Source organism: Pseudomonas protegens (genome assembly GCF_013407925.2).
GTDB lineage: Bacteria > Pseudomonadota > Gammaproteobacteria > Pseudomonadales > Pseudomonadaceae > Aquipseudomonas > Aquipseudomonas fluorescens_AP.
The window spans coordinates 2628737-2654910 of record NZ_CP060201.1; the positions used below are offsets into that span (position 1 = coordinate 2628737).

At 64.3% G+C, this 26174-nt stretch carries 23 protein-coding genes and 1 riboswitch; of the genes, 9 read left to right on the forward strand and 14 right to left on the reverse strand.

Annotated features, from left to right (window positions below; translation table 11 throughout):
- The first annotated feature begins 2 nt into the window (after window positions 1-2).
- Together rhdA and asd are read left to right on the forward strand one after the other, a co-directional pair.
- The gene (rhdA, locus tag GGI48_RS12210; RefSeq protein ID WP_016965243.1) at window positions 3-818 is read left to right on the forward strand and encodes a thiosulfate sulfurtransferase; all 816 of its coding nucleotides are present in this window, start codon (window positions 3-5) and stop codon (window positions 816-818) included.
- Between the two features lie 18 nt (window positions 819-836).
- Complete coding sequence (gene asd / locus GGI48_RS12215) at window positions 837-1697, forward strand: archaetidylserine decarboxylase (protein ID WP_047301325.1); 861 nt, start codon at window positions 837-839, stop codon at window positions 1695-1697.
- Between the two features lie 72 nt (window positions 1698-1769).
- On the opposite strand, the gene serB is transcribed toward asd, so the two are convergent.
- Window positions 1770-2984 (reverse strand): phosphoserine phosphatase SerB, encoded by a 1215-nt coding sequence (gene serB, locus GGI48_RS12220; protein WP_016964907.1) that lies wholly within the window; start codon window positions 2982-2984, stop codon window positions 1770-1772.
- 133 nt (window positions 2985-3117) lie between these two features.
- Here serB and GGI48_RS12225 point away from each other — a divergent pair, with 133 nt between their 5' ends.
- The gene (locus GGI48_RS12225; RefSeq protein ID WP_016964908.1) at window positions 3118-4644 is read left to right on the forward strand and encodes an AhpA/YtjB family protein; all 1527 of its coding nucleotides are present in this window, start codon (window positions 3118-3120) and stop codon (window positions 4642-4644) included.
- A 233-nt stretch (window positions 4645-4877) separates the two neighbouring features.
- On the opposite strand, the gene GGI48_RS12230 is transcribed toward GGI48_RS12225, so the two are convergent.
- The 9 genes from GGI48_RS12230 to GGI48_RS12270 all read right to left on the reverse strand — a co-directional run bounded on the left by GGI48_RS12230 (window position 4878) and on the right by GGI48_RS12270 (window position 14131).
- Complete coding sequence (locus GGI48_RS12230) at window positions 4878-5588, reverse strand: membrane integrity-associated transporter subunit PqiC (protein WP_042940997.1); 711 nt, start codon at window positions 5586-5588, stop codon at window positions 4878-4880.
- Between the two features lie 177 nt (window positions 5589-5765).
- Window positions 5766-8024, reverse strand: a complete 2259-nt coding sequence (gene parC / locus GGI48_RS12235) for a DNA topoisomerase IV subunit A (RefSeq protein WP_047301320.1) — start codon at window positions 8022-8024, stop codon at window positions 5766-5768.
- 7 nt (window positions 8025-8031) lie between these two features.
- Complete coding sequence (locus GGI48_RS12240; protein WP_016964911.1) at window positions 8032-8553, reverse strand: TIGR02281 family clan AA aspartic protease; 522 nt, start codon at window positions 8551-8553, stop codon at window positions 8032-8034.
- Window positions 8550-9533: an esterase-like activity of phytase family protein gene (locus tag GGI48_RS12245; RefSeq protein ID WP_047301318.1), complete on the reverse strand. Its 984-nt coding sequence runs from the start codon at window positions 9531-9533 to the stop codon at window positions 8550-8552. Before GGI48_RS12245 ends, GGI48_RS12240 begins: the two co-directional genes overlap by 4 nt.
- Window positions 9533-11437: a DNA topoisomerase IV subunit B gene (gene parE / locus GGI48_RS12250; protein WP_047301316.1), complete on the reverse strand. Its 1905-nt coding sequence runs from the start codon at window positions 11435-11437 to the stop codon at window positions 9533-9535. Before parE ends, GGI48_RS12245 begins: the two co-directional genes overlap by 1 nt.
- Window positions 11438-11479: 42 nt before the next feature.
- Window positions 11480-12088 (reverse strand): YqiA/YcfP family alpha/beta fold hydrolase, encoded by a 609-nt coding sequence (locus GGI48_RS12255; RefSeq protein WP_179598487.1) that lies wholly within the window; start codon window positions 12086-12088, stop codon window positions 11480-11482.
- 67 nt (window positions 12089-12155) lie between these two features.
- Window positions 12156-12971, reverse strand: a complete 816-nt coding sequence (gene cpdA, locus GGI48_RS12260) for a 3',5'-cyclic-AMP phosphodiesterase (RefSeq protein WP_047301312.1) — start codon at window positions 12969-12971, stop codon at window positions 12156-12158.
- A 99-nt stretch (window positions 12972-13070) separates the two neighbouring features.
- Window positions 13071-13523 (reverse strand): DUF1249 domain-containing protein, encoded by a 453-nt coding sequence (locus tag GGI48_RS12265; protein ID WP_016964915.1) that lies wholly within the window; start codon window positions 13521-13523, stop codon window positions 13071-13073.
- Window positions 13514-14131 carry an NUDIX domain-containing protein gene (locus GGI48_RS12270; RefSeq protein WP_047301310.1) on the reverse strand — a complete coding sequence of 206 codons (618 nt, stop codon included), beginning with the start codon at window positions 14129-14131 and terminating at the stop codon, window positions 13514-13516. Before GGI48_RS12270 ends, GGI48_RS12265 begins: the two co-directional genes overlap by 10 nt.
- A gap of 224 nt (window positions 14132-14355) precedes the next feature.
- Here GGI48_RS12270 and GGI48_RS12275 point away from each other — a divergent pair, with 224 nt between their 5' ends.
- A complete protein-coding gene (locus GGI48_RS12275) occupies window positions 14356-15099 on the forward strand; it encodes an RsiV family protein (protein ID WP_179598489.1) in 744 nt (247 codons plus the stop codon).
- Here the strand turns inward: GGI48_RS12275 and cytX are convergent.
- Both cytX and thiC read right to left on the reverse strand, forming a co-directional pair.
- Window positions 15071-16357 (reverse strand): putative hydroxymethylpyrimidine transporter CytX, encoded by a 1287-nt coding sequence (gene cytX, locus GGI48_RS12280; RefSeq protein WP_179598491.1) that lies wholly within the window; start codon window positions 16355-16357, stop codon window positions 15071-15073. The genes GGI48_RS12275 and cytX overlap by 29 nt on opposite strands.
- A gap of 100 nt (window positions 16358-16457) precedes the next feature.
- The gene (gene thiC, locus GGI48_RS12285) at window positions 16458-18347 is read right to left on the reverse strand and encodes a phosphomethylpyrimidine synthase ThiC (protein WP_179598492.1); all 1890 of its coding nucleotides are present in this window, start codon (window positions 18345-18347) and stop codon (window positions 16458-16460) included.
- A gap of 164 nt (window positions 18348-18511) precedes the next feature.
- Window positions 18512-18616: riboswitch (TPP riboswitch) on the reverse strand.
- A gap of 196 nt (window positions 18617-18812) precedes the next feature.
- Here thiC and GGI48_RS12290 point away from each other — a divergent pair.
- Entirely contained in the window at window positions 18813-20243 is a 1431-nt protein-coding gene (locus GGI48_RS12290; protein ID WP_016964919.1) for a TolC family outer membrane protein, read from the forward strand.
- Window positions 20244-20342: 99 nt separating this feature from the next.
- Here GGI48_RS12290 and waaA read toward each other — a convergent pair whose 3' ends face one another.
- Window positions 20343-21623 carry a lipid IV(A) 3-deoxy-D-manno-octulosonic acid transferase gene (gene waaA / locus GGI48_RS12295; RefSeq protein WP_179598494.1) on the reverse strand — a complete coding sequence of 427 codons (1281 nt, stop codon included), beginning with the start codon at window positions 21621-21623 and terminating at the stop codon, window positions 20343-20345.
- A 22-nt stretch (window positions 21624-21645) separates the two neighbouring features.
- Window positions 21646-22530 (reverse strand): LysR family transcriptional regulator, encoded by an 885-nt coding sequence (locus GGI48_RS12300; protein ID WP_161799156.1) that lies wholly within the window; start codon window positions 22528-22530, stop codon window positions 21646-21648.
- 110 nt (window positions 22531-22640) lie between these two features.
- Here GGI48_RS12300 and GGI48_RS12305 point away from each other — a divergent pair, with 110 nt between their 5' ends.
- The 4 genes from GGI48_RS12305 to GGI48_RS12320 all read left to right on the forward strand — a co-directional run bounded on the left by GGI48_RS12305 (window position 22641) and on the right by GGI48_RS12320 (window position 26151).
- A complete protein-coding gene (locus GGI48_RS12305; protein ID WP_011058907.1) occupies window positions 22641-22973 on the forward strand; it encodes a DMT family transporter in 333 nt (110 codons plus the stop codon).
- Between the two features lie 110 nt (window positions 22974-23083).
- Window positions 23084-24259, forward strand: a complete 1176-nt coding sequence (locus GGI48_RS12310; RefSeq protein ID WP_016968287.1) for an NAD(P)/FAD-dependent oxidoreductase — start codon at window positions 23084-23086, stop codon at window positions 24257-24259.
- Window positions 24256-25074, forward strand: a complete 819-nt coding sequence (locus GGI48_RS12315) for an aldo/keto reductase (protein WP_179598496.1) — start codon at window positions 24256-24258, stop codon at window positions 25072-25074. Before GGI48_RS12310 ends, GGI48_RS12315 begins: the two co-directional genes overlap by 4 nt.
- 105 nt (window positions 25075-25179) lie before the next feature.
- On the forward strand, window positions 25180-26151 hold the full coding sequence (locus GGI48_RS12320; protein WP_179598498.1) for a metal ABC transporter ATPase: 972 nt from the start codon (window positions 25180-25182) through the stop codon (window positions 26149-26151).
- The last annotated feature ends 23 nt before the right edge of the window (window positions 26152-26174 follow it).

The following is a 26174-nucleotide window of genomic DNA, read 5'->3' on the forward strand; positions in this document are numbered from 1 at the left end:
ACATGTCTGACTTCTCTGGCTTGCCGCTGGTCATCGAACCGAGCGACTTGCTCGCCCGCCTCGACGCCCGCGAACTGATCCTGGTCGACCTGACCAGCGCCGCCCGCTATGCCACCGGACATATCCCCGGGGCACGCTTCGTCGACCCCAAGCGCACCCAGCTCGGCCAGCCCCCCGCTCCCGGACTGCTACCGCCGCAGAACGCCCTTGAAGCGCTGTTCGGCGAGCTCGGGCACAACCCGGACGCGGTGTACGTGGTCTATGACGACGAAGGCGGCGGTTGGGCCGGGCGCTTCATCTGGCTTCTGGACGTGATCGGCCACGGTCGCTACCACTACCTGGATGGCGGCCTGCCGGCCTGGCTGGCGGAAAGCCTGCCCGTGAGCACCGAAGTCCCGCCAGCGGCAGGCGGCCCGGTGCCGCTGACCCTGCATGACGAACCCACCGCCACCCGCGAATACCTGCAAAGCCGTCTTGGCGCCGCTGACCTGGCAATCTGGGACGCGCGTGGCCCGCTGGAATACTCCGGGGAGAAGGTCCTGGCAGCCAAGGGCGGACACATTCCCGGCGCGGTGAACTTCGAGTGGACCGCCGGCATGGACCAGGCACGCCACCTGCGCATCCGCCGCGACATGCCGCAGATCCTCATGGACCTGGGCATCAGCAAAGACAAAGAAATCATCACCCACTGCCAGACCCACCACCGCTCCGGCTTCACCTACCTGGTGGCCAAGGCGTTGGGCTACCCGCGGGTCAAGGGCTACGCCGGCTCCTGGGGCGAATGGGGCAATCATCCCGATACGCCCGTAGAGATTTAAGGTTTTTAAGGACACCCAATGAAAAAGCGCTTGTTCATCCTCAGCCAGTACCTGCTGCCTCACCACCTGCTGTCGCGCCTGGCCGGCTGCATTGCCGAGTGCCGCGTGCGCTGGTTCAAGAATGCCTTCACCCGCTGGTTCGCCAAGCAGTATCAGGTGGACATGTCCGAGGCCCAGGTCGAGGACGTGACCGCCTACGAACACTTCAACGCCTTCTTCACCCGCGCCCTGAAAGACGGCGCACGACCGCTGGACCCGACGCCGGGCGCAGTGCTCAGCCCTGCCGACGGCGCCGTCAGCCAACTGGGCCCGATCGAGCACGGCCGAGTGTTCCAGGCCAAGGGCCACAGCTACAGCGTGCTGGAACTGCTGGGTGGCGATCCGGCCCTGGCTGCCCCCTTCATGGGCGGCGACTTTGCCACTATCTACCTGTCGCCCAAGGACTATCACCGGGTGCACATGCCACTGGCCGGCACCCTGCGGGAAATGGTCTATGTCCCTGGCCGCATCTTCTCGGTGAACCAGACCACCGCCGAGAACGTGCCTGAACTGTTCGCCCGCAACGAGCGCGTGGTGTGCATTTTCGACACCGAACGCGGGCCGATGGCGCTGGTACTGGTGGGCGCCATGATCGTGGCTTCGATCGAAACCGTCTGGGCCGGCCTGGTAACCCCGCCCAAGCGCGAACTCAAGACTGTGCGCTACGACGAAGCGGCCCGGGCACCGATTCATCTGGAAAAAGGTGCCGAAATGGGGCGCTTCAAGCTGGGTTCCACGGCCATCGTGCTGTTTGGCCCGGACCAGGTGCAGTGGGCGGAAGAACTGGCCGCCGGCTCGCCAGTACGCATGGGCCAGGGCTTGGGTCTGCCCAAGGCCTGAAACCCGGATACCGGACAAAAAAACGCCGCTGATCAGCGGCGTTTTTTATGCTCGGGGCGTTTTCCGCACAGCTCAGAGCTGACCGTCACGATCGCGGAAGCCCAGCAGATACAACACCCCATCCAGGCCCAGGGTCGAGATCGCCTGCTTGGCCGACTGCTTGACCAGCGGCTTGGCACGGAATGCCACGCCCAGGCCGGCAATGCCCAGCATCGGCAGGTCGTTGGCGCCATCACCGACAGCGATGGTCTGCTCCAGGCGCAGGCCTTCCTTGTGCGCCAGCTCGCGCAGCAGATCAGCCTTGCGCTGGGCGTCGACGATCGGCTCCACCGCCACGCCGGTCACTTTGCCGTCCACCACTTCCAGCTCGTTGGCAAACACATAGTCGATGCCCAGCTTGGCCTGCAACTGCTTGGCGAAGTAGGTGAAGCCGCCTGAAAGAATCGCGGTCTTGTAGCCCAGACGCTTGAGTTCGGCGAACAGGGTTTCGGCGCCCTCGGTCAGGCGCAGCGAGGCGCCGATGGAGTCCAGCACGCTGACGTCCAGGCCCTTGAGCAAGGCCAGGCGTTCCTTGAAGCTGGCACGAAAATCCAGCTCACCGGCCATGGCCCGCTCAGTGATTTCTGCCACCCGATCACCCACGCCTGCCGCCTTGGCCAGCTCGTCGATCACCTCGGCCTCGATCAGCGTCGAGTCCATGTCGAACACCGCCAAACGGCGGTTGCGGCGAAACAGCGAGTCTTCCTGGAAGGCGATGTCGACGTTCAGCTCCTGGGCCACGCTGAGGAACTCGGCCCGCAGCGCTTGCGGGTCGGCGGCTTCGCCACGCACCGAGAACTCGATGCAGCCCTTGCCCTGATCGGCCGGCATATCCAGGGGCATGCGCCCGGACAGGCGATCGATGTGGTCGATGTTCAGGCCGTACTTGGCAGTGATCGAACTCACCCGCTGCAACTGCTCGGCGGTGACCTTGCGGGTCAGCAGGGTGACGATATGGCGTTGCTTGCCCTGGCCGTCGACCCACTGCTGGTAATCGTCTTCGGACACCGGCGTGAAACGCACCTGCTGGTCGAGCTTGTAGGCGGTGAACAGAATGTCCTTGAGCACCGACGAACTCTGTTCGTTGCTCGGAATTTCAACCAGGATGCCGAACGACAAGGTGTCGTGGATCACCGCCTGACCGATGTCGAGAATGTTCACACCGCCCTGGGCCAGAACGCCGGTAATGGCCGCAGTCAGACCGGGACGATCTTCGCCGGTGATGTTGATCAGGACAATTTCGCGCAAGGCGCACCCCCGAGGTGGAAAAAAAGCGCATTCTACCCACTTTCGGTGACCATCGGGCACAGCCAGCGCTTTGCCGGTCTAGGGCCTGTCGCTATACTGCGCGTCAAATTCACGGACAAAAGAGCCGAGCTCAGTGAACCGGCCCACGCCAGTCAAAACCGACAACTTCTTCCTGCTGATCTTCCGTGCACTGCGCCATCGTCGCGTGCCGATTGCATTGCGCATCGCCAGCCATAACGTGATCCTGGTCGCCCTGGCCCTGGTGATCTATGCCGGCGTGATGGGCCTGCAGTTCAAGCAAGCCATGCACGAACAGGCCGATGCCCTGGGTCAGAGCCTGACCACCCAGACCGCCACCTCGGCCACCGAGTTGCTGGTGTCCAACGACATCCTCAGCCTCAACGTCCTGCTCAACAACCTGACCAAGAACCCGCTGGTGGCCCACGCGGCGATCTACAGCGTCGACAACCGCATCCTCGCCGAGGCCGGACAGCGCCCCAAGAGCAGCCTGCTGGGCGAAACCGAGGGCGTGTACCAGACCAAGATCACCTTTCAGGACGTGACCGCCGGCAACCTGCGGATCAGCCTGGACATGGCGCAGTTCCAGCAGCCAATGACCATCAGCCTGCAGAGCATGGGCATCCTCAGCGCCATCCTGCTGGCCCTGGCGCTGGCCCTGAGCCTGCGCCTGGGTCGCCACATCTCCACACCGTTGCTGCAACTGCGTGTCTGGCTGCGGGACCTGGATGAACACACACCGGCCACTCAGCGCCAGGACGAGATCGGCGATCTGGCGCGCCAGCTGCACGCCCGCCTGGTGCCGGAAAAGCCCGAGCCAGAGCTTCAACCTGAACTGGAAGCAGAGGCCGACGAGGAACCCGAGCCCGGCTTCGAAGTGCGCAACTTGCGTGATCCGAGCTTTGATCAAAGCACGCCCGTGGCTGGCCTGAAGCCTGCGCCACGGCATCTGGTCAGCGCGGAGGAGGACGAGCTGGACGAAGAAGATCCGTTCGCCGACCTGCGTGATCACTCGTCGACACCCGCTCCCAAACCGACGCTGCAACCGCAAACGCCCGCCCAGCCTCAGCACAGCGCGGTACTCGCGGTGCAACTGGGCGCCCAGGAACAACTGCGACGCCTGCCACGGGCACGCTTGATGGAATTGCTCGAGCGCTATCGCGACTGCCTCGACCAGGCCGCCTCGCTGTACCAGAGCGAACTGCACACCCTGAACGACGGCAGCACGCTGATGCTGTTCCACAGCGAAGACAGCGGCGACGATTACCTGACCAACGCCATCTGCTGCGGCGAACTGCTGCGCGCCCTGGGCCATGCCCTGCAGATCGAAGTGGCGGACAGCGGCATCACCCTGCAATTGCAACTGGGCCTGACGCTGGGCGAAGGACTGTTCGGCCTGAGCCAGATCGACCTGCTGCTCACCGAAACGGCTCAAGATGCCCTGGCCCTGTCCCAGCACAGCCGCAACCTGCTGCTGGTGGAGCGCAAGGTCAATGACGACGCGCTGCTGCGCCAGCGCGCACGCATCCGTCCGATCGCCAGCCCTGAAGGTGCATGCTGCGTTGAACGCCTGATGGAGCCCTACCCGTCGATGCTGGAGCGACAACTGGCGCGCATGCATGAAACACGGGCCAAGCTGTAAGGCGACTCCCGCACAAGAAAAAGCCCGCCCAGTGCGGGCTTTTTCGTGGCCGGCGGGCAGACGCTGGCACTGCCTGCGACAAGCATCGAAGGGGCTTGAGCACTGGGGATATCGCCGCGGGCAGCCCGTTCGCAGCCTTCGGCAGCGGCTACAGGGTGGGCCATGTGGAACCTGCCAGAGCCAGAAACAACAAGGCCCGCGGGTAGGCGGGCCTTGTCTGACAGCGATTTACTTCAGAACCGGAACACTTCCATATCCGTGCGGATCGGCGTGGCCATCGGAATCTTCGGCTGCTTGCCCTGCTCCACGGGCTTGGGCGCTGGCGCCGGTGTGGCCTTGCGCGGCACTTCCGCCACGGCCGGCTGGTTGGCCAGGGGCTTGAGGGCCACCGACAGTTGCTCGGCCAGGCGCTGCAGCAATACGCCCTGGGCCTGGACCTGGGAAGCGGTGGTGCCCGCATGCTGCTCCTGCAGGTGCACGATGCGGTTATCCCGCACCTGGCCACGCCGGTCGATCAGACGCCACTGCGCGTCCAGCACCGCCGGCTGCGACTTGCCGGAATCCAGGCGGGTGATCGACAGCAGGACCTGTACATCCGGGGTGAAGCCGCTGGTCGCCGGCGCCAGTACTACACGCTGACTGTCCAGATGACCGGCCACCTGGCGCAACAGCAACTGGTCGATGTCCGAAGACAGGCTGCCCGCCCAACGACCATCGGTGGACGCTTGCAGGCTGCCATCGTCCTGGCGTTGCAGGAGGGTTTCACGTTGCAGGTAATCGGCGATCAGCACCGGCCCCAACAATACCGACATGCCGGCACTGGCCGGTTGGGCTGGACTTCCGCTGTCCAGCTGATACAGCGACACCGGCTGGTGCACGCTGCAACCCGCCAGGCCAAGAACGCCCGCGAGCAGAAAAACAAGAGGAAGGCGCAGAGCAGTCATCATCCCATCCAGGTGGCGGCCACAAGGCTGGCCACAGTGTAAATACTCAAAAAAATTGAATAACGCCGGCAAGGCCGGCGTTTGAAAGCGCATATCATCCGTGAATATGCGCCTTGACTCCAGTGTTCCAGCATCGATCCGCCGCTTAAATCCAGGATCAGGCGCTCTGGCCGGCACTCAACTGAGAGGCTCTACCAACAACGCATCGACCCGCTGGAATCCGCGCGGCAGCTTGTTGCCTCGGCGCCCGCGCTCGCCCTTGTAGTGCTCAAGGTCGTCGGCCTTCAGCGACAAGGTGCGCTTGCCCGCCTGCAACACCAGGGTCGCGCCATCCGGCAACACCGCGATGTCGGTGACGTACTCTTCACGGCTGGCCACCCGCTCACCGGGAATGCCGATGATCTTGTTGCCCTTGCCCTTGCCCAGTTGCGGCAGGTCGCTGATCTTGAACACCAGCAGACGCCCTTCGGTGGTCACCGAAGCCAACCAGTTCTGCTCGCGATCGGCCACCGGCCGCGGCGCCAGAACCTTGGCGTTGTTCGGCAGACTCAGCAGCGCCTTGCCCGCCTTGTTCTTGGCCTGCAGATCCTCGCCCTTGACCACGAAACCGTAGCCCGCGTCGGATGCGATCACATACAGAGCCTCGTCATCCGGCAGCAGCACGCATTCGAAGGTCGCACCCGGCGGTGGCGTCAGGCGACCGGTCAGCGGCTCGCCCTGGCCACGGGCCGATGGCAGCGTGTGGGCCGCCACCGAGTAACTGCGGCCGGTGGAATCGATAAACACCGCAAACTGGTTGGAGCGCCCAGCAGCGGCAGTCTTGTAGCCGTCACCGGCCTTGTAGGACAGACCCGTGGCGTCAATATCATGCCCCTTGGCGCAACGGACCCAGCCTTTTTCCGACAGAACGATGGTCACCGGCTCAGTGGGCATCAGCTCGTTTTCAGACAGGGCCTTGGCTTCCGCGCGGGCGACGATCGGCGAGCGACGGTCGTCGCCGTAAGTTTCTGCGTCTTGCAGCAATTCGGTGCGCACCAGCTTCTTGAGCTTGGTTTCGCTGTTGAGCAGGGCTTGCAGCTTGGCCTGCTCCTTGAGCAACTCGTCCTGCTCGGCCCGCAGCTTCATCTCTTCCAGACGCGCCAACTGCCGCAGACGGGTGTCGAGGATGTAGTCGGCCTGGATTTCGCTGAGGGCAAAACGCTCGATCAGCTTGGCCCGGGGATGCTCCTCGGTACGGATGATGTGGATCACTTCGTCCAGGTTGAGGTAGGCGATCAGCAAGCCGTCCAACAGGTGCAGGCGACGCTCGACCTTGTCCAGGCGGAATTGCAGGCGACGACGCACGGTAGCCACCCGGAATTCCAGCCACTCCACCAGCAGCGCACGCAGGTTCTTCAACTGCGGCTTGCCGTCCAGACCGATGATGTTGATGTTGACCCGGTAGGTCGACTCCAGCTCGGTGGTGGCGAACAGGTGCTGCATCAGCTCATCGGGATCGACCCGATTGGAGCGCGGGATGATCACGATGCGGCAGGGGTTCTCATGGTCCGACTCGTCCCGCAGGTCTGCCACCATGGGCAGCTTCTTGGCCTGCATCTGCGCGGCGATCTGCTCCAGTACCTTGGCCCCGGAGACCTGATGCGGCAGCGCGGTGACAATGATGTCGCCATCCTCGACCCGATACACGGCGCGCATGCGCACCGAGCCGCGGCCGGTTTCATAGATCTTCAGCAGGTCGGCGCGAGGGGTGATGATTTCCGCTTCGGTGGGATAGTCCGGCCCCTGGATGTGCTCGCAGAGCTGCTCCACGGTGGCCTTGGGCTCATCCAGCAGACGCACGCAGGCCGACGCCACTTCCCGCAGGTTGTGCGGCGGCACGTCGGTGGCCATGCCCACGGCGATACCGGTGGTGCCGTTGAGCAGGATATTCGGCAGACGCGCCGGCAATACCAGCGGCTCCTGCAGGGTGCCGTCGAAGTTCGGCCCCCAGTCCGCAGTGCCCTGGCCCAGCTCGCTGAGCAGCACTTCGGAATAGCGTGACAGGCGCGCCTCGGTGTAACGCATGGCGGCGAAGGACTTGGGATCGTCCGGCGCGCCCCAGTTGCCCTGCCCGTCCACCAGCGTGTAGCGGTAGCTGAACGGCTGGGCCATCAGCACCATGGCTTCGTAGCAGGCGGAGTCGCCGTGCGGGTGGAACTTGCCGAGCACGTCGCCCACGGTACGCGCGGATTTCTTGTGCTTGGAATCGGCATCCAGCCCCAGCTCACTCATGGCGTAGACGATACGCCGCTGTACGGGTTTGAGGCCGTCGCCGATATGCGGCAGAGCACGGTCCATGATCACGTACATGGAGTAGTTGAGGTAGGCACTTTCGGTGAAGTCAGCCAGTGACCGGCGTTCTACGCCATCCAGGCTGAGATCAAGGGAGTCGCTCATGCGGGCCTCATTGGTTCGTGGTCTGGCGCAGCAGCATGGTGCCGCCGCGCTGAGTAAATTCAAGTTTCTTCAAAGCGCTCATGCCCAGCAAAACCTGGTCACCGTCGAGCCCCGGGGCCACCAGGGCCCTGACGTCCTGAAGGACGATGTCCCCCAGTTGCAGACGCTCGATGCGGGTCCGATAGCCTTCGCTGCGCCCATTGGCGGTACTCAGGGTGACCGGCACCCCGCGCTCCAGGCCCAGGCGCTCGGCCAGCCCGGAAGGAATCGACACCTCGGTGGCGCCGGTATCGAGCATGAATTGCACCGGCTGCCCGTTGATATGGCCGCTGGCGACGAAATGCCCCTGGCCGTTGCCGACCAGCTGCACTTCGATGTAACCCTCATGTTGTTGCGAACTGACGACTGTGTTGGGGTTCTCCTGACGGGCTTCCCAGTCGGCGAAGAACCGTGTGGCCAGGAACAGCGCCGCGGCCCAGGCCATGATCAGCATCACCCGCCCGGCGCTCTTGCCCGGTTGCTGGCTCATGGCTGGGCACTCCAGCCGCCTTCAGGGGCGGCAAAGCGCCAGACGATGGGGCGGGCCTCGCCATCGGCGCGGGCGCCGTTGTTGTTGTCCAGTCCGATCCAGGCGCCCTTGGCATCCACCACCAGCGCCTCGGCCAAACCGTAAGGCTGTGGATAACGCCGGTGTTCCACCAGCGCCTCGGCAGCAAAGGACCAGCAGCGCTCGACCTTGGCGCTCTGCCCATCCCGGCGGCAGATCTGGTAGGCGTTACGCTCCAGAGTGAACAGCTTGCCGTCAAACAAAGCCAGGTCGGCAAAGTCCCGGGACACCGCCTTGGCGTTGGGCACCTGCTGCGGCTGCATTTCCGAGCCGGCCTCACTGAGCAGCACGCAACCGCCATCACAGTCCCAGGTGGTCTGCCCACGCTTGATCAACAGCAGCCCGCGCCGCTCACGCTCTGCCGCCAGCCAGATCCGGTCGCCGGCGGGGTTCACCGCCAGGCCTTCGAACAAGGCATTGAAATGCAGGAGCATGCCGCTGGCCCGTGCTTCACGGACCATGATCGGCGAAATCTTCAACCAGGCCGGAGCGCCTTGCGCCGGTACTTTGAGCACCGTGGCGTGAGCTTCGCTGACCACGTATTTGTTGCCCGCGGCGTCGCAGGAGATGCCTTCGAAATCCAGATCGCCGCCACGCACGAAGGACGCGGCCCAGGTCCGCGACTTCAAGCCCCAGGGCAAGCCTGTGTCCGGCACCGCCGGCACCTCCAGCTTGAGGGCCTCGGCCTGCCAGACGCTGTCGCGGGTATCGAGCTTGTAGATCTGATCGTCATCGCGGTCGGAAACCGTCCACAATTCCTGGCCGCACAGCGCCAGCCCGGACAGATTGCCACCGCGCATGCCTTCGACAGGATGCTCGGACAGCAAGGTCAGTTCGGGCGCAGGCGCGGCCACCACCGAGGTTGCCAATAGCGCTAGGGCCAGGGCAAAACCTCTGTGCATCAGGCCAGCACCTCGGCCAGGTTGCCCTTGGACTCCAGCCAGGATTTGCGATCACCGGCGCGCTTCTTCGCCAGCAGCATGTCCATGATTTCCGCGGTGGCCTCGACGTCGTCCAGGGTCAACTGCACCAGGCGCCGGGTGTTCGGGTCCATGGTGGTCTCGCGCAGTTGCGGCGGGTTCATTTCACCCAGCCCCTTGAATCGGGTGACCTGGGGCTTACCGCGTTTCTTCTCGGCCACCAGGCGGTCGAGAATGCCGTCGCGCTCGGCCTCGTCCAGGGCGTAGAAGATCTCCTTGCCCAGGTCGATGCGGTACAGCGGCGGCATGGCCACATAGACGTGGCCGGCATCCACCAGCGGACGGAAATGCTGGACGAACAGGGCACAGAGCAAGGTGGCGATGTGCAGACCGTCGGAGTCGGCGTCGGCGAGGATGCAGATCTTGCCGTAGCGCAGCTGGCTCATGTCCTCGGCACCCGGATCGACACCGATGGCCACGGCGATGTTGTGCACTTCCTGGCTGGCCAAAACTTCGCTGCCGTCCACTTCCCAGGTGTTGAGGATCTTGCCGCGCAACGGCAGGATCGCCTGGAACTCCTTGTCCCGCGCCTGCTTGGCCGAACCGCCGGCGGAGTCACCCTCCACCAGGAACAGCTCGGAACGCATCGGGTCCTGGCCGGCGCAGTCCGCCAGCTTGCCGGGCAACGCCGGGCCCTGGGTAATGCGCTTGCGCTCGACCTTCTTGCTGGCTTTCAGGCGACGGCCGGCGTTGCTGATGGCCAGTTCCGCCAGTTGCATGCCCAGCTCGGGGTTGGCATTGAGCCACAGGCTGAAGGCGTCCTTGACCACACCGGAAACGAAAGCCGCCGCCTCACGGGACGACAGCCGCTCCTTGGTCTGGCCGGAGAACTGCGCGTCCTGCATCTTCATCGACAAGACGAAGGCGATGCGCTCCCAGACGTCTTCCGGGGCCAGCTTGAGGCCGCGGGGCAACAGGTTGCGGAATTCGCAGAACTCGCGCATGGCATCCAGCAGGCCCTGGCGCAGGCCGTTGACGTGGGTACCGCCCTGGGCCGTGGGGATCAGGTTGACGTAGCTTTCCTGAACGCTGTCGCCGCCTTCGGGCAGCCACAGCAGGGCCCAGTCCACCGCTTCCTTGTTGCCTGCCAGGCTGCCGCAGAAGGGTTCGTTGGGCAGGCGCTCGAATTCACTGACCGCGTCCACCAGGTAGGAACGCAAGCCGTCTTCGTAATGCCACTCGACCTTCTCGCCGCTGGACTTGTCCTCGAAGCTCACCAGCAGCCCCGGGCACAGCACGGCCTTGGCCTTGAGCACATGCTTGAGACGGCTGACGGAGAATTTCGGCGAATCGAAGTATTTCGGATCCGGGGCAAAGTACACGCTGGTACCGGTGTTGCGCTTGCCCACGGTGCCGACCACTTCCAGCTCGCTGGCCTTGTAGCCGTCGGCGAAGGTCATCTGGTATTCGTTGCCGTCGCGCTTGACCCGCACCCGCACCTGGTTCGACAGGGCGTTGACCACGGAAATGCCCACCCCGTGCAGACCGCCGGAGAACTGGTAGTTCTTGTTGGAGAACTTGCCGCCGGCATGGAGCTTGGTGAGGATCAGCTCGATCCCGGAGACGCCCTCTTCCGGGTGGATGTCCACGGGCATGCCGCGGCCGTCGTCGCAGACTTCCAGGGAATGGTCGGCATGCAGGATGACCTGTATCGACTTCGCATGGCCGGCCAGGGCTTCGTCGACGCTGTTGTCGATGACTTCCTGGGCCAGATGGTTGGGCCGCGTGGTGTCGGTGTACATGCCCGGGCGTTTGCGCACCGGGTCGAGTCCCGAGAGGACTTCGATGGCGTCTGCGTTATAAGAGCTAGCGCTGGGAGTGGCCATGGGTTCTCGTCGTTAGTCGTTCAATGAATATGGGGCGGGGCTTCACAGTGCGGTGAAGTCGATCGCCTGGTACTGATCGGCAGTGATGCCGGCAAAGTTCAACATCGCCGGCAATTGTCCGGCAAAACCTTGGAAACTATGATCGCCGCCGGCCTGGATGCGCAAGGCGCAGGCGCGGTAGTAGCGCTCGGCGCTGCGATAGTCCAGGGTCTCGTCCCCGGTCTGCAACCACACCTGATAACGCTGCGGGTCCTGGGGAGGCGCGACTTCCAGCGCCGCCAGCGCCGCCACGTGGTCGTGGGTCAGTTCCCAGGTTTCGTCGGTGTACAGGTTCTTCTGCGTGCCCAGATAACCGTCGAACATCCGGTGCGGGCTGACCGCAGGGTTGATCAGCAGGGCTTTCAGACCATAGCGCTCGGCAAGGTGAGTCGCATAGTAGCCGCCGAGCGAGCTGCCGACCAGCAATGGACGACCGAGTTCGGCAATCGCCTGTTCCAGCTGGCCAATGGCCTGGCGTGGATGGTGATGCAGGGCCGGTACGCGCAATTGCTCGGCCAGCCCCATTTGCTCCATGACACGCCGCAACTGGGAGGCCTTGATCGACGCGGGAGCACTGTTGAAGCCGTGGATATAAAGGATCGAACCGGACATGCGAACTCCCTGTGCACCTGGGCAAAAGCCGCAGTTTACAGGGATGGCAGCGGCGAACGAAGCCGCTTCAGTAGCCGTTGCTGCCGTAATCGATGCTGAAGGCGTAGCCGTGGACCCGCTCCACACCGGTTTCCAACCGTCCATCGGGCAGCAGGCGCAGCCAGCGATAGCCGGGCACCTGCTCTTCGACCTTGAAGTCGTCGCTGCCGGGCTCGAACTGGATGCAGGTGGAGGGTGAGGCCAACAGCCGCACGTCGCCCCGCTGGCGGTCGATCTCCTGATGCACATGCCCCCAGAGCAAGGCGCGAACCTGGGGGAAGCGGTCGAGCACGGCGAACAGCGCCTCGGCATTGCGCAGGCCGATGGGCTCCATCCAGGCGCAATCGATGGATACCGGATGGTGGTGCAGGCAGATCAGGTGATGACGTTCAGGCGCCTCGCACAGGGAGCGGGCCAGCAATTGCAACTGGTCGTCCCGCAGATAGCCCGGCACCGAGCCGGGCACCGCCGAATCCAGCAGGGTTATGCGCCAGTTGCCGATATCGATGATCGGTTGCAGCAGATCGCTGTCCCCCGTCGCCAACTGCATGACCTGCGGCTCGTCATGATTACCGGGCAACCAGCGGCCTGGCGCCGGAATCTGCCGGGTCAATTGGCGAAAGCGTTGATAGGACTCCAGCGTGCCGTCCTGGGACAGATCGCCGGTGGCCAGCATCAGGTCGATCCGTGGCTGCTGCGCCAGCACCAGGTCGATGACCCGTTGCAGGCTGTCGGCGGTGTTCATGCCCAACAGCGCGCCGTCGGTCTCGGCAAACAGATGGCTATCGGACAGTTGCACCAGCAGCACCGAGTCGTCGGCAGTCAGTGCGGATACGCTTGGCACGGTGTTCTCCCGGAGCAAGGGCACAAAGCATGATGAAGGCGGTAATTATGCTGGGGGAAGTGAAAAAGAGGAAACCTGGGAAGCGGACCCAGTTCACATCTAGCGCACCGCTTCGAACTCGTGCCCACAGGCCAGGCAGTGGCTCAGCCACTCGCCCAGAAAAACATTCAACTGGGCCTTCTCGTCCGGCTGGTGCATGAAGGCATTCGGATAGGGATAGATGCTGCGAAACCGCCGCGCATGCTCGGCACTGATGACCTCCGCCATGCGCGCGTCGTGATAGACCTGCACCTCCAGCTGCGGCACCGGCAGCCAGGGCAGGCTGTGCTCCTGGCGCACCTGCAAGGTGGTGGTGTAAGGGCAGGCCAGCACCACTTCCAGGGCCAGTACACCGAGCATCTGCTCGCCCTGGGTCACGGCGATGCGCCGCGCCACAGGCTGGTTGCGCATATCGGGCAGCAGGCGCATCAGTCGGGCGTAGTTGGCCTCGCAGGAAGCTTGCAGCCCCGCGAGATCCACCCGATAGCGGTCGCGTACCTTGTTTACGACCATAACCCCCTCACTTCAGCGCGATTGAGCGCCAACCACTGCAAGGCAATGATGCTGGCGGCATTGCAGATCCGCCCGTCGCGCATGGCCTGCTGCGCATCTTCATAGGCCATCACCGACACCCGGATGTCCTCCGCCTCTTCCTCCAGCCCGTGCAACCCGCCGGCGGCACTGCTGTCGCAACGCCCCAGGAACAGATGGACGAATTCGGTACTGCCCCCTGGCGATGGAAAGTACTGGGTCATCGGCCACAGCGCCGAGATCTCCAGGCCCGCTTCTTCCTGCGCCTCGCGACGCGCCACTTCTTCGGGCTGCTCGTCCTTGTCGATCAACCCGGCCACCAGTTCCACCAGCCAGGGCGTGGCGGCCTTGCCCATGGCGCCGATGCGAAACTGTTCGATCAGCACCACCTCATCGCGCTGCGGATCGTACGGCAGTACGCAGACCGCATCGTGACGCAGCAGGACTTCACGATTGATTTCACGCCCCATGCCACCGGCGAACAGCTCATGACGCAGTTGCAGGCGATCGAGCCGGTAGAAACCCTGGAAGCAGTTCTCGCGCCGGATGATCTCGACGGCACTCGGCGTGGAGTTGGCAAAGTCAGTCATAGCAATCCTCGTGTACAGCCTGTTCATCCCGAGGATCCCCCTCGACTTCGCGCCATCCTAACGCGCCCGCCGTCGCCGATGCAGCCCCTTTAGCCTCAGCGGGATAGACGGCGGGGGGCTAAACCTAATCTAATTGCCTGTATTGAGCTTAGTGGCGAACCGACTGCCTCGCAGACAGTCGAAGCCGGTAACTTTTGCCTCCCCCTGGTTTATGAAGGACGCCCATGTCGCTTGTCAAAATCGCCTCCGTGGCCTGTATCGCCCTGACCCTGGGCGCCTGCCAAAGCCTGTTTCAGCCAAGCTACAACACCCCGCTGGAAACCAAGCGCGAGAAGTCCGAGCAGCTCAAGCCAGGCTGCAGCGGCGCCGACTGTCCGCTGGTCAACCTCGACACCGTGCACTTTCCCGCCGAGCCGCAACTGGATGCCATCGTCGAAAAACGCCTGCTGCAAATGACCCGCACCAGCCCCGACGCGGCGCTACCGGCCAGCCTGGCGGCTTACCGTGAACAGTTCCTGCGCAGCGCGGCGGACCGCCACGGCATGTACCTGCAATCCAAGGTACGCGAGCAGCATGACGGCCTGGTGATCATCGAACTGGCCAGCTACCTGGACACCGGCGCCGCCAACGGCACCCCGGGACGGGGCTTCGTCAACTATTCGCGCCAGCAGCAGCGGGCGCTGAGCCTGGCGGACATGCTGCTGCCCGGCCAGGAAGAGATGTTCTGGAAGGCCGCGCGGGTCGCCCACAACAACTGGCTGATCAGCACCCACCTGGATCGCGAAGCCGAATTCATCAAGACCTGGCCGTTCCAGAAAACCGCCAACGTGGCGCTGACCCAGAAAGCCGTGACCCTCAAGTACGACGTCAGCACCATCGCGCCCTCGGTGCTGGGCCATATCGAATTGCAGATTCCCTACGACCGCCTCAAGGACGTGCTCAAGCCCGAGCTGTTTCCCGGGAACTGAACGCCCGGCCCAACAGCCACTGCAGCAGCCCTGCCAGCAGCAGCGACGGCAGGGTAGCCCCGACATCCGGATACAGGTTGGCCAGCAGGTGATAGGTGCTCACCCCACCCAGCCAGGCCAACAGCGCGGTCCAGCGCCAGGCTGACAGCGAATCGTGCCCGGTGCGTCGACGCAGGATGAAGTGATCCACCAGCACCACGCCAAACAAGGGCGCGAACACCGAGCCGATCAGCAACAGGAAATTCTGGTACTGGGCCAGCGGCGCCAGGCAGGCGATCAGGGTGCAGAGCACACCGATGGCCAGGGCCAGGTGCTCGACCTTGAGGCGCAGCAGAATGCCACTGGAAACCGCCGCCGAATGAATGTCGGCAAAGGCGTTCTCAGACTCGTCGAGCAGGATCAGCAACAACGGAATTCCCAGGCCCGCGCCGGCCAGCGCCAGGAGCAAGGCATTGGCTTCACCGCTCGGGGCAAAGGCCAGGGTGTAGGCGACGCCCAGGCTCATCAGCCAGAAGTTGCCGATGAAAAAACCCAGGGCCGTGCCGCCGAACACGCTCTTGGCGCGTTTGCCGAACCGCGAGTAATCGGCGATCAGCGGCAACCACGACAAGGGCATGGCGATGGCGATGTCGAAGCCTGCGGCGAAGGGCATCGAGCCGTCGCCAGCCTGAGCCTTGAGTGCCGCCAGGTCGGCCCGGGCGAACAGGTTCCAGGTCAGCCACAGGCACGCCGCGAGCAATAGCCAGATGCCCCACTTGCGCAGGATCCGGCGGACAAAGGTCAAGGGGCCACTGACCGCCAGCAAGGTCGCCAGGGCGCCAAAAAACAGGGTCCAGAGCAGCGGGTTGGCCAACAGGCTGCCGTCACTGAAGGCCCGGGTGCCCAAAAGGCTCGCGGCATCGCGCATGACGATGATTTCAAACGAACCCCAGCCCACCAACTGCAGCAGGTTGAGCAACGCCGGCAGACTGGCACCGCGCCGGCCCAGGCTGAGCTTGAGCGCAGCCATCGACGACAGGCCGGTGTCGCTGCCGATCACCCCCACCGCCGCCAGCAGCAGAACGCCCACCGCGGTGCCAAGCAGGATCGCCAGCAACGCATGGGACAGCCCCAGGCCCGGCGCCAACAGCGCACCGGTCTGCAGCACCATCAAACCGATGCCGAGGGAGAACCACAGGGAAAACAGGTCCCGGGCGCCAAACACACGCCGGTCGGCGGGGACCGCCAGATTGGGGGAATAGGTACTTGGACTGCTCAAGGGACATATCTCAATAAGAACAGGAGCAAGCTGCAAGCCTCAAGCGTCAAGAAAAAGCACTTCGGCCTTTGCTTTCCGCTTGCAGCTTGCAGCTCATGGCTTAGACCTTCTTGTACAGCTGGCTGCCTTCCTGCTTGAAGCGCTCAGCCTGCTCCGCCAGGCCCTTGGCGACGTCCACATCGACCGCGTCGATGCGCTGGTTGGCCGCGTATTCGCGCACTTCCTGGGTGATCTTCATCGAGCAGAACTTCGGCCCGCACATGGAGCAGAAATGCGCCACCTTAGCCGAATCCTTGGGCAGGGTTTCGTCGTGGTACGAACGCGCGGTGTCCGGATCCAGGCCGAGGTTGAACTGGTCTTCCCAGCGGAATTCGAAACGCGCCTTGGACAGGGCGTTGTCGCGGATCTGCGCGCCGGGGTGACCTTTGGCCAGGTCGGCAGCGTGGGCGGCGATCTTGTAGGTGATGATCCCGGTCTTCACGTCATCCTTGTTCGGCAGGCCCAGGTGTTCCTTGGGCGTGACGTAGCAGAGCATGGCGCAACCGAACCAGCCGATCATCGCCGCGCCGATACCGGAAGTGATGTGGTCGTAGCCCGGAGCGATGTCGGTGGTCAGCGGGCCGAGGGTGTAGAACGGCGCCTCGTCGCAGCATTCCAGCTGCTTGTCCATGTTCTCCTTGATCAACTGCATCGGCACGTGGCCGGGGCCTTCGATCATGCACTGCACGTCGTGCTTCCAGGCGATCTTGGTCAGCTCGCCGAGGGTTTCCAGCTCGCCGAACTGGGCTTCGTCGTTGGCGTCGGCAATCGACCCCGGACGCAGGCCATCTCCCAGGGAGAAGCTGACGTCGTAGGCCTTCATGATTTCGCAGATTTCGTCGAAGTGGGTGTAGAGGAAGTTCTCTTTGTGGTGCGCCAGGCACCACTTGGCCATGATCGAACCGCCGCGGGAGACGATGCCGGTCACACGCTTGGCGGTCAGCGGCACATAGCGCAGCAACACGCCGGCGTGGATGGTGAAATAGTCCACGCCCTGCTCGGCCTGTTCGATCAGGGTGTCGCGGAACAGCTCCCAGGTCAGGTCCTCGGCCACGCCGTTGACCTTTTCCAGGGCCTGGTAGATCGGCACGGTGCCGATCGGCACCGGCGAGTTGCGGATGATCCACTCGCGGGTTTCATGAATGTGCTTGCCGGTGGACAGGTCCATCACCGTGTCCGAGCCCCAGCGGATGCCCCAGGTCAGTTTCGCCACTTCCTCCTCGATGGAGGACCCCAGGGCGCTGTTGCCGATGTTGCCGTTGATCTTCACCAGGAAGTTGCGGCCGATGATCATCGGTTCCAGTTCGACGTGGTTGATGTTGGCCGGAATGATCGCGCGACCGCGGGCGATTTCCTCACGGACGAACTCCGGGGTGATTTCCTTGGGGATGCTGGCGCCGAAGCTGTGGCCGGCGTGTTGCTGGTTCAGCAGGCCGGCGGCGCGGGCTTCCTGCAGCTTCATGTTTTCGCGGATGGCGACGTATTCCATCTCGGCGGTGATGATGCCTTTGCGCGCGTAGTGCATCTGGCTGACGTTGGCCCCGGCCTTGGCCCGGCGCGGGTTGTTGACGTGGGCGAAACGCAGCTTGGTCAGCTCCGGATCCGCCAGGCGCTGCTGGCCGAAGTTGGAGCTCAGGCCGGACAGGCGCTCGGTGTCGCCACGGTCTTCGATCCACGCCGAACGCACGTCGCCCAGGCCCTTGCGCACATCGATCACCACGTTCGGGTCGGTGTAGGGGCCGGAGGTGTCGTACACGGTCACCGGGGCGTTGATCTCGCCACCGAAATCGGTGGGGGTCACGTCCAGGGTGATTTCGCGCATGGGCACGCGGATGTCCGGGCGCGAACCCTGGACATAGATTTTTTGCGAGCGGGTAAAGGGCTGAACCGATTGTTGGTCGACTTGGGCCGACTCACTGAGGTTGCTAGCGTTTTTTAGTTTTGTCGTCATCACGGGCTCTCCAGACAGCATCCAGGCAGTGGATTGTTGTCGGAGCGAACCTGTAACGGACGGACGCACCCTGTCTAAGCAACTAGTGAGTGCAGTGCTTGGTACTCGAGGGGGTGTTCGATTGTCGAACAACATCCCGGACGAAGCACAAGAGGACTCGCCGGGTGACGAGAAATCTTGTTCCCTACGCAGGCGCTAACCTGATCAGGTTCAACGGGATCCGGATTATCCGATCTCAGCCTCATAGCAAGGCACCCCGACAAGAACCGGGCCAGTCTAGACAAAGCCGGGACAGAACGCCAACACCGGTGCAATAAGCAGGATGAATGGCGTAATTGCAGGATTGTTGCCATAGGTCAGCAGCTCTACACTCCCAGCCCTATGTCGAACCTTGACGCTCCATGGACCGCGCCTTAGCCTTGGCGCCTGGATTATCTCCGTAATATCAACTCTAGGGATCGCCGAATGCTGCGCAAACTCTCACTGGCTGTTGCCGTGTCTTGTGCGTCCAATGGAATGGCCTGGGCAGCAGAAGCGCCTTTGACCACCAGGACCGACCTGGTCAGCGTCTACCAGGAAGCGCTGGACAACAACGCCGACCTGGCGGCCGCCCGCGCCCAGTACGGCGCCCAGAAGGAAGTGGTGCCCCAGGCCCGCGCCGGCCTGCTGCCCAACCTCTCGGCGGGGGCGGACATCAACAACACCCGCACCAAATTCGATGAGCCTTCCATGGCCTCGACCCGCAGCGGCAACGTCTACCAGGCGACCCTGGCCCAGCCGCTGTTCCGCGCCGACCGCTGGTTCCAGCTGCAGGCCGCCAAGGACATCAACGAGCAGGCCTCGCTGCAGCTCTCGGCCACCGAACAGAACCTGATCCTGCAAAGCGCGGAAAACTACTTCGCGGTATTGCGCGCCCAGGACAACCTGGCCTCGACCAAGGCCGAGGAAGCCGCCTTCAAGCGTCAATTGGACCAGTCCAACGAGCGCTTCGACGTGGGTCTGTCGGACAAGACCGACGTCCTCCAGGCCCAGGCCAGCTACGACACCGCCCGGGCCAACCGGATCCTCGCCCAGCGTCAGGTGGATGACGCCTTCGAAGCGCTGATCACCCTGACCAACCGCGAGTACAACTCGATCCAGGGCATTGTCCACACCCTGCCGGTGCTGGCACCGACACCCAACGACGCCAAGGCCTGGGTCGACACCGCCGCCCGGCAGAACCTCAACCTGCTGGCCAGCAACTACGCGGTCAGCGCCGCCGAGGAAACCCTCAAGCAGCGCAAGGCCGGCCACGCCCCGACCCTGGACGCCGTGGCGCAGTACAAGAAAGGCGACAACGATGCCCTGGGCTTCAGCAACCCCAACCCGTTGACGCGCTATGGCAGCGATGTCGAGCAACGCTCCATCGGCCTGCAACTGAATATCCCGATCTACAGCGGCGGCCTGACCAGTTCCCAGGTCCGCGAGTCCTATTCGCGCCTGAGCCAGACCGAGCAGCAGCGTGAGTCCCTGCGTCGCCAGGTGGTGGAAAACACCCGCAACCTGCATCGCGCGGTGAACACCGATGTCGAACAGGTCCAGGCCCGGCGCCAGTCGATCATCTCCAACCAGAGCGCGGTGGAAGCCACGGAAATCGGCTACCAGGTGGGCACCCGCAATATCGTCGACGTGCTGGATGCGCAACGTCAGCTGTACACCTCGGTGCGCAACTACAACAACAGCCGCTACGACTACATCCTCGACAACCTGCGCCTGAAGCAGGCCGCCGGCACCCTCAACCCCGGTGACCTGCAGGACCTGTCGCGCTACCTCAAGGCCGACTACAACCCGGACCGCGACTTCCTGCCGCCGGACCTGGCCAAGGCCGCACAGGAGCAGCTCAAGGCTCGTCCCTGAAGCCTGAAGCCATGAAAAAGGCCACCTTTGCGGGTGGCCTTTTTCATGGTGAGCCTGTTGTGACAAACGCCCTTTACGGCAACCGCCACAGAACGACGATCAGTGCCTGTTCAAGAGGCGATCAAGGCCATCCAGCAGCCGCTGCAAGGCGCCCTGATTGGCCTTGAGCACCTTGAGCCCGGCCTCGGCCATCTTCTGCGCATCCCGGGGCAACTCGAACAGGCGCTGCACCGCCACCGCCAGCCCCTCGGCGTCATCCACCTCCTGCAGGGCCCCGGCGTCGCGCAGCATCGCGGCGATTTCCAGGAAGTTGAACAGGTGCGGCCCGCTGATCACCGGCTTGGCCAGCGCCGCCGGTTCCAGCAGATTGTGCCCGCCGTTGGCCACCAGGCTGCCACCGACAAAGGCGCTGTCGGCCAGGGCGTAGAGGAACAGCAACTCGCCCATGGTGTCCCCCAGCAACACCGAGGTGGTGGCGCCCACCGGCTCCCCGGCGGAGCGGCGAATGGTGGCGAAGCCCTGTTGCCGACACAGCTCGAACACCGAATCGAAGCGCTCCGGATGCCGTGGCACCAGGATCAGCAAGGCATTCGGGTAACTGGCCAGCAGTTGCCGATGGGCATCGAGCACCACGGCGTCTTCACCCTCGTGGGTACTGGCCGCGATCCATACCGGACGGTCCATGGCCTGCCACTGCTGGCGCAGCTCCCGGGCACGCTCCAGCAGTTGCGGGTCGATGCTCAGGTCGAACTTGATCGAGCCTGTCACTTCCACTGTCTCGGGACGTGCGCCCAGTTCCCGGAAGCGCTGGGCCTCGGCCTCGGTCTGCACCGCGAACAGGCTCATCTGCGCCAGCATCGGCGCTGTCAGGCCGGCAAAGCGCCCATAGCCCTTGGCCGAACGCGCGGACAGGCGGGCATTGGCCAGGGCCACCGGAATCCCGCGCCGGGCGCACTGGTCGATGTGGTTGGGCCACAGCTCGGTTTCCATGATCACCGCCAGCTTGGGCTGCACCCGGTCGAGAAAGCGCGCCGCGGCGCAGGGCAGATCGTAAGGCAGGTAGCAATGCTGGATGCGCGGCTCATGGGCGAACAGCGCCTGGATCCGCTCGGAGCCGGTGGGGGTCATGCAGGTCACGGTGATCGGCAGTTGCGGATGACGGGCCAACAGCGCCCGGATCATTGGCGCGGCGGCGATGCTCTCGCCCACGGACACCGCATGCACCCAGATGCCGCCAGTGCGCATGGCTGGCAAGCCCAGGGAGAAACGCTCGCCAATGCGCTTGGCATAAGCCGGGGCCTTGCGCGAACGCAGCCACAGGCGAATCGCTACCAATGGCAGCCCCAGGTAAAACAGTGCGGTGTAGAGAGTTCTATTCATGGCGGCGGAGTTTATCGGTTTTTTAGCCGATCGCCTTCAGGTGCACGGCAAAACGTTCCGCCAGCCAGCACGCTGCCGGCCCCAAGGGCTCGTCGCGGCGCCAGGCCAGTTCCACCACCAGCGCTGGCGGTGTCCATTCGCTGACCAGCTCCACCATCTGATGCTGATAGGTCGGGTACTGCACCACATGCCGCGGCAACCAGGCCCAGCCCAGGCCGCGCATCAGCCATTCGGCCATCACATAGAAGCTGTCCGCCCGCCAGACTTGGGGGCTGACCTGCTCACCCCCCGGATAACCACTGAGTTGCGGGGCGATCAGCAACTGCCGGTGCCGGGCCAGGAGCTGGCGATTGACACGCCGTTCATGGGCCAGCGGATGGCCCACGGCACAGACAGTGACCATTTCGACGCTGCCCAGGGCCTGACGTTCCAGGGTTTCGGGCATCTGCTCATGGTGGAACAGCAACCCCAGGTCGGCCCGGCGCTCCACCAGCTTGCGCGCCACATCACCCTGGGCGCCGCTGGCCAGTTGCACCTCCAGGCTGGGAAAGCGCTCGGCCAGGGCTTCCAGGCTGTCGAGCACCGGCTGGTAGGGCATCGCCTCGTCCTGGGCCAGGCGCAACCGCGCCTCCTGGCCCCGCATCAGGGCCAGGGCCCGGCCATTGAGGCGATCGCACTGGCGCAGAATCTCCCGCGCCTCCTGCAACAAGGCACTGCCGGCTTCACTGAGCTTGGGCTGACGCCCGCTGCTACGCTCGAACAGACTGACTCCCAGGTCCTCCTCCAGCAGAGCGATGGCGTTGCTGATGGCCGATTGCGCCTTGCGTTGCTGACGGGCCACCGCCGAGAACGAACGCAGCTCGGCGACACTGACGAACAGCCGCAACTGCTCCAGGTTCCATTGCATGTTCATAGTGCAACCTATCTCCATAGCAGATAGGTAATGACTTTACCGCATCTGAGCAGCCTCTAGAATGCCGACCTCAGAAAGCAGCCCCGAACACGAGGAACCCTCCCATGAACGCTTACTACTACCTGGCCATCGCCATCTGCGCGGAAGTGATTGCCACTGTTTCAATGAAAGCGGTCAAGGGCCTGAGCACACCGCTGCCCCTGGCGCTGATCATCGTCGGCTACGGCGTGGCCTTCTGGATGCTGACCCTGGTGGTGCGTACCGTCCCGGTGGGCGTGGCCTATGCGGTGTGGGCCGGCATGGGCATCGTCATGGTCAGCATTGCCGCGCTGTTCCTGTACGGCCAGAAGCTGGATATCCCGGCGATGCTGGGCATGGCGCTGATCGTCCTCGGCGTGGTGGTGATCCAGCTGTTCTCGAAAACCGCCGGACATTGAAAAGCCGCCTCAAGCGACAAGCTTCAAGCGGCAAGAGTGAGTGCCATGCTTGCAGCTTGAGGCTTGAGGCTTGAAACTTGCGGCTTCGTTTTGTTTACCGAGGTCGCTGCATGCCATCCGCTATTTCCACCGATGTGCTGATTGTCGGCGCAGGCGTCGCCGGTCTCTGGCTCAACGCCCGCCTGCGGCGCCAGGGCTTTTCCACGGTACTGGTGGAAAGCGCCAGCCTCGGTGGCGGACAGAGCGTGAAGTCCCAGGGGATCATTCACGGCGGCGCCAAATACGCCCTGCACGGCGCCCTCACCGGCGCCTCGGAAGCCATTGCCGACATGCCGCGGCGCTGGCGCGAGGCCCTGGCCGGCAGCGGCGAGCTGGACCTGTCCGGCGTGCGCCTGCTGTCCGACGCTCACTATCTCTGGTCCCCCGGCACCCTGGCCGGCAACCTCACCAGCTTCTTTGCCAGCAAGGCCGTGCGCGGCCGGGTCGATCAGGTCAAGGGCGAGCAGTTGCCGCCAGCCCTGCAGGACAAGCGCTTCAAGGGCAAGGTCTACCGGCTGGCCGAGCTGGTGGTGGATGTGCCCAGCGTCATCCAGCGTCTGGCGGAGCTGGGCGGCGATAGCCTGCTGGCCGGGCAGAAGATCGAGCCACTGCTGGAGAGCGGTCAGCTGGCAGGCCTACGGGTCGACGAGCGGGAGATTCGCGCACAGCGCATCGTCCTCAGCGCCGGGGCCGGCAATGCCGAGCTGCTCCAGGCGGTCGGCCTGAGCCAGCCGGCGATGCAACGACGCCCGCTGCACATGGTGCTGGTCAAGGGGCCAAGCCTGAAACCGCTGTATGCCCATTGCCTGGGCGGCGGCCCCAAGCCGCGGATCACCGTCACCACCCATCCGGCCGCCGATGGCCAGTGGGTCTGGTACCTGGGGGGCGATCTGGCCGAAGCCGAGGGCGTGGCCCGGGAACCGGCGGCGCAAATCGCTGCGGCCCAGAAGGAACTGGGACAGCTGCTGCCCTGGGTCGACCTGAGCCAGGCGCAATGGGCCACCTTGCGAGTGGAGCGCGCCGAACCTGCACAATCAGGCCTGACCCGCCCGGACAACGCCTTCCTCGCCGAACAGGATCGCCTGCTGGTGGGCTGGCCGACCAAGCTGGCCCTGGCGCCGGACTTCGCCGACCGGGTCCTGGCGGCCCTGGAGCGCGATGGCATTCGCCCCGGCCACAACCAGGCACTCCCCGACCTGCCCAAGCCGCCGCTGGCGCAAACGGCCTGGGAGCAACTGCTGCCATGAGCCAGCCAACCCTGCACGACCTGCATCGTCCCTTCGGCAGCACCGGGCTGATGGTTTCGCCCCTGGGTCTGGGCACGGTCAAGCTGGGCCGTGACCAGGGCGTGAAATACCCCAACGGTTTCCAGATCCCCGACGACCAGGAAGCGCGCATGCTGCTCAAGCTGACCCGCGACCTGGGCATCAACCTGATCGACACCGCTCCGGCCTACGGCCGCAGCGAAGAACGCCTGGGCCCGCTGCTGCGGGGCCAGCGCCAGGAATGGGTGATCGTCAGCAAGGTCGGCGAGGAGTTTGCCGACGGCGTGTCCCGCCACGATTTCAGCGCCGCCCACACTCGACTGTCCGTGGAACGCAGCCTGCAACGCCTGGAAACCGACTTCATCGACCTGGTGCTGGTGCATTCCGACGGCAACGACCTGGCGATCCTCGAACAGTGCGAGGTCTACCAGACCCTGGCGCAGCTCAAGCAGGAGGGCAAGATCCGCGGCTTCGGCTTCTCCGGCAAGACCGTCGACGGCGGTTTGAAGGCTCTGGAGCAAGGCGATTGCGCCATGGTTACCTACAATCTGAACGAACAGGCCGAGCGGGCAGTCATTGATTACGCCGCCGCCCAGCACAAGGGCATCCTGGTGAAGAAGGCCCTGGCCAGCGGCCACGTGTGCCTGAGCCCGGACACCGACCCGGTGCGGGCCAGCTTCGAATTGCTGTTTGACCGGCCCGGTGTCGCCAGTGCTATTGTCGGGACCATCAATCCGCTGCACCTGGCCCATAACGTGGCGACCGTGGCACAGGTTCTAGGGTCCGTTCGCGTTTAGTGTCAGGCCGCCCCGTCCCTTCGGGTTGCGTGTCAAACGGGAACAGCCCCCAGGCCAGAACTGATGCCGCCGACGCGGCCGACCCCGACGCAAGAAGGAGCCGCAATGTCGCGACCGCTGATTAGAAAGAACCCCAGCAACTTCAAGACCCTGCCACTGTTCGTCGAGGCGACTCCCGAAAGCCTGTGCTACCAGAGCGTCGGCATGCCGCTGAACTTCGCCCAGACCCTGCAGCGTCGGCGCGCGGTGACCGTGGCTGACAACCAGCGTTTCGCCCTGGAGCTGGCCAACCTCGGGGTCTCGGTGCGCCTGACCCTGCATTGGCAGAACCGCGATTACTGGGTACTGGTACGCCAGCGCCGCCAGGATCGCGGCGACGTGGTGCTCAAGCTGATCTCCGGCTACGTGCCGGCTCACGAGCTGAACCTGCCGCTGCTTACCGCCATCCAGGAAATCGCCGAGGAATGCCTGCTGGAGACCCCCGAAGGCTGGCTCGGCGGACGCTTCAACGACACCTGGCTGCCCGCGCCCTATGCCGGTGCCCTGCACTACCGCGAGGCCCTGCCCTTTCGCCTGACGCCACTGTCCGGCGCGGCGCGTCCGGTGCGTTGCGCCAACCTGCAACTGCTCGAGCGTCCCCAGGCCTATGTGCACCTGCCCACCGCATCGCTGCAGCTGATCTACGACCTGCGCCTGGAGGTGCCCAAGGAAGCCAAGTCCCTGAGCCTGTTCCACGTCGATGAACGCCTGGAGGGCGATCAACTGGTGGCCAGGCTCGACCGCAAGCGCCCGGACCTGTACCTGATGCCCCTGGAGAACGGCGAACCCTGCGCCGAGCTCTACACCCTGAAGAAGGACCAGCTGTACCCGGCGAGCACCCGTGGCCTGTTCCTGGCAGAAAGCTTCGCCCAGCAGGAAGGCTGGGTGGTGCGTGAGGAGCGGATTCGCTGGAAGGACTGGCTCAGGCAGCGGGGCCTGAGTGAACCTGCGAAGGATTCGAAACTCTCACGCCTGACCGGCAAGGCCCGGCAGATCCTTGGCAAGATGGTTCCGGCCAAGGCCAGGCGCCAGGGCTGAGGCCAAAAAAAGGCGCCTTGAGC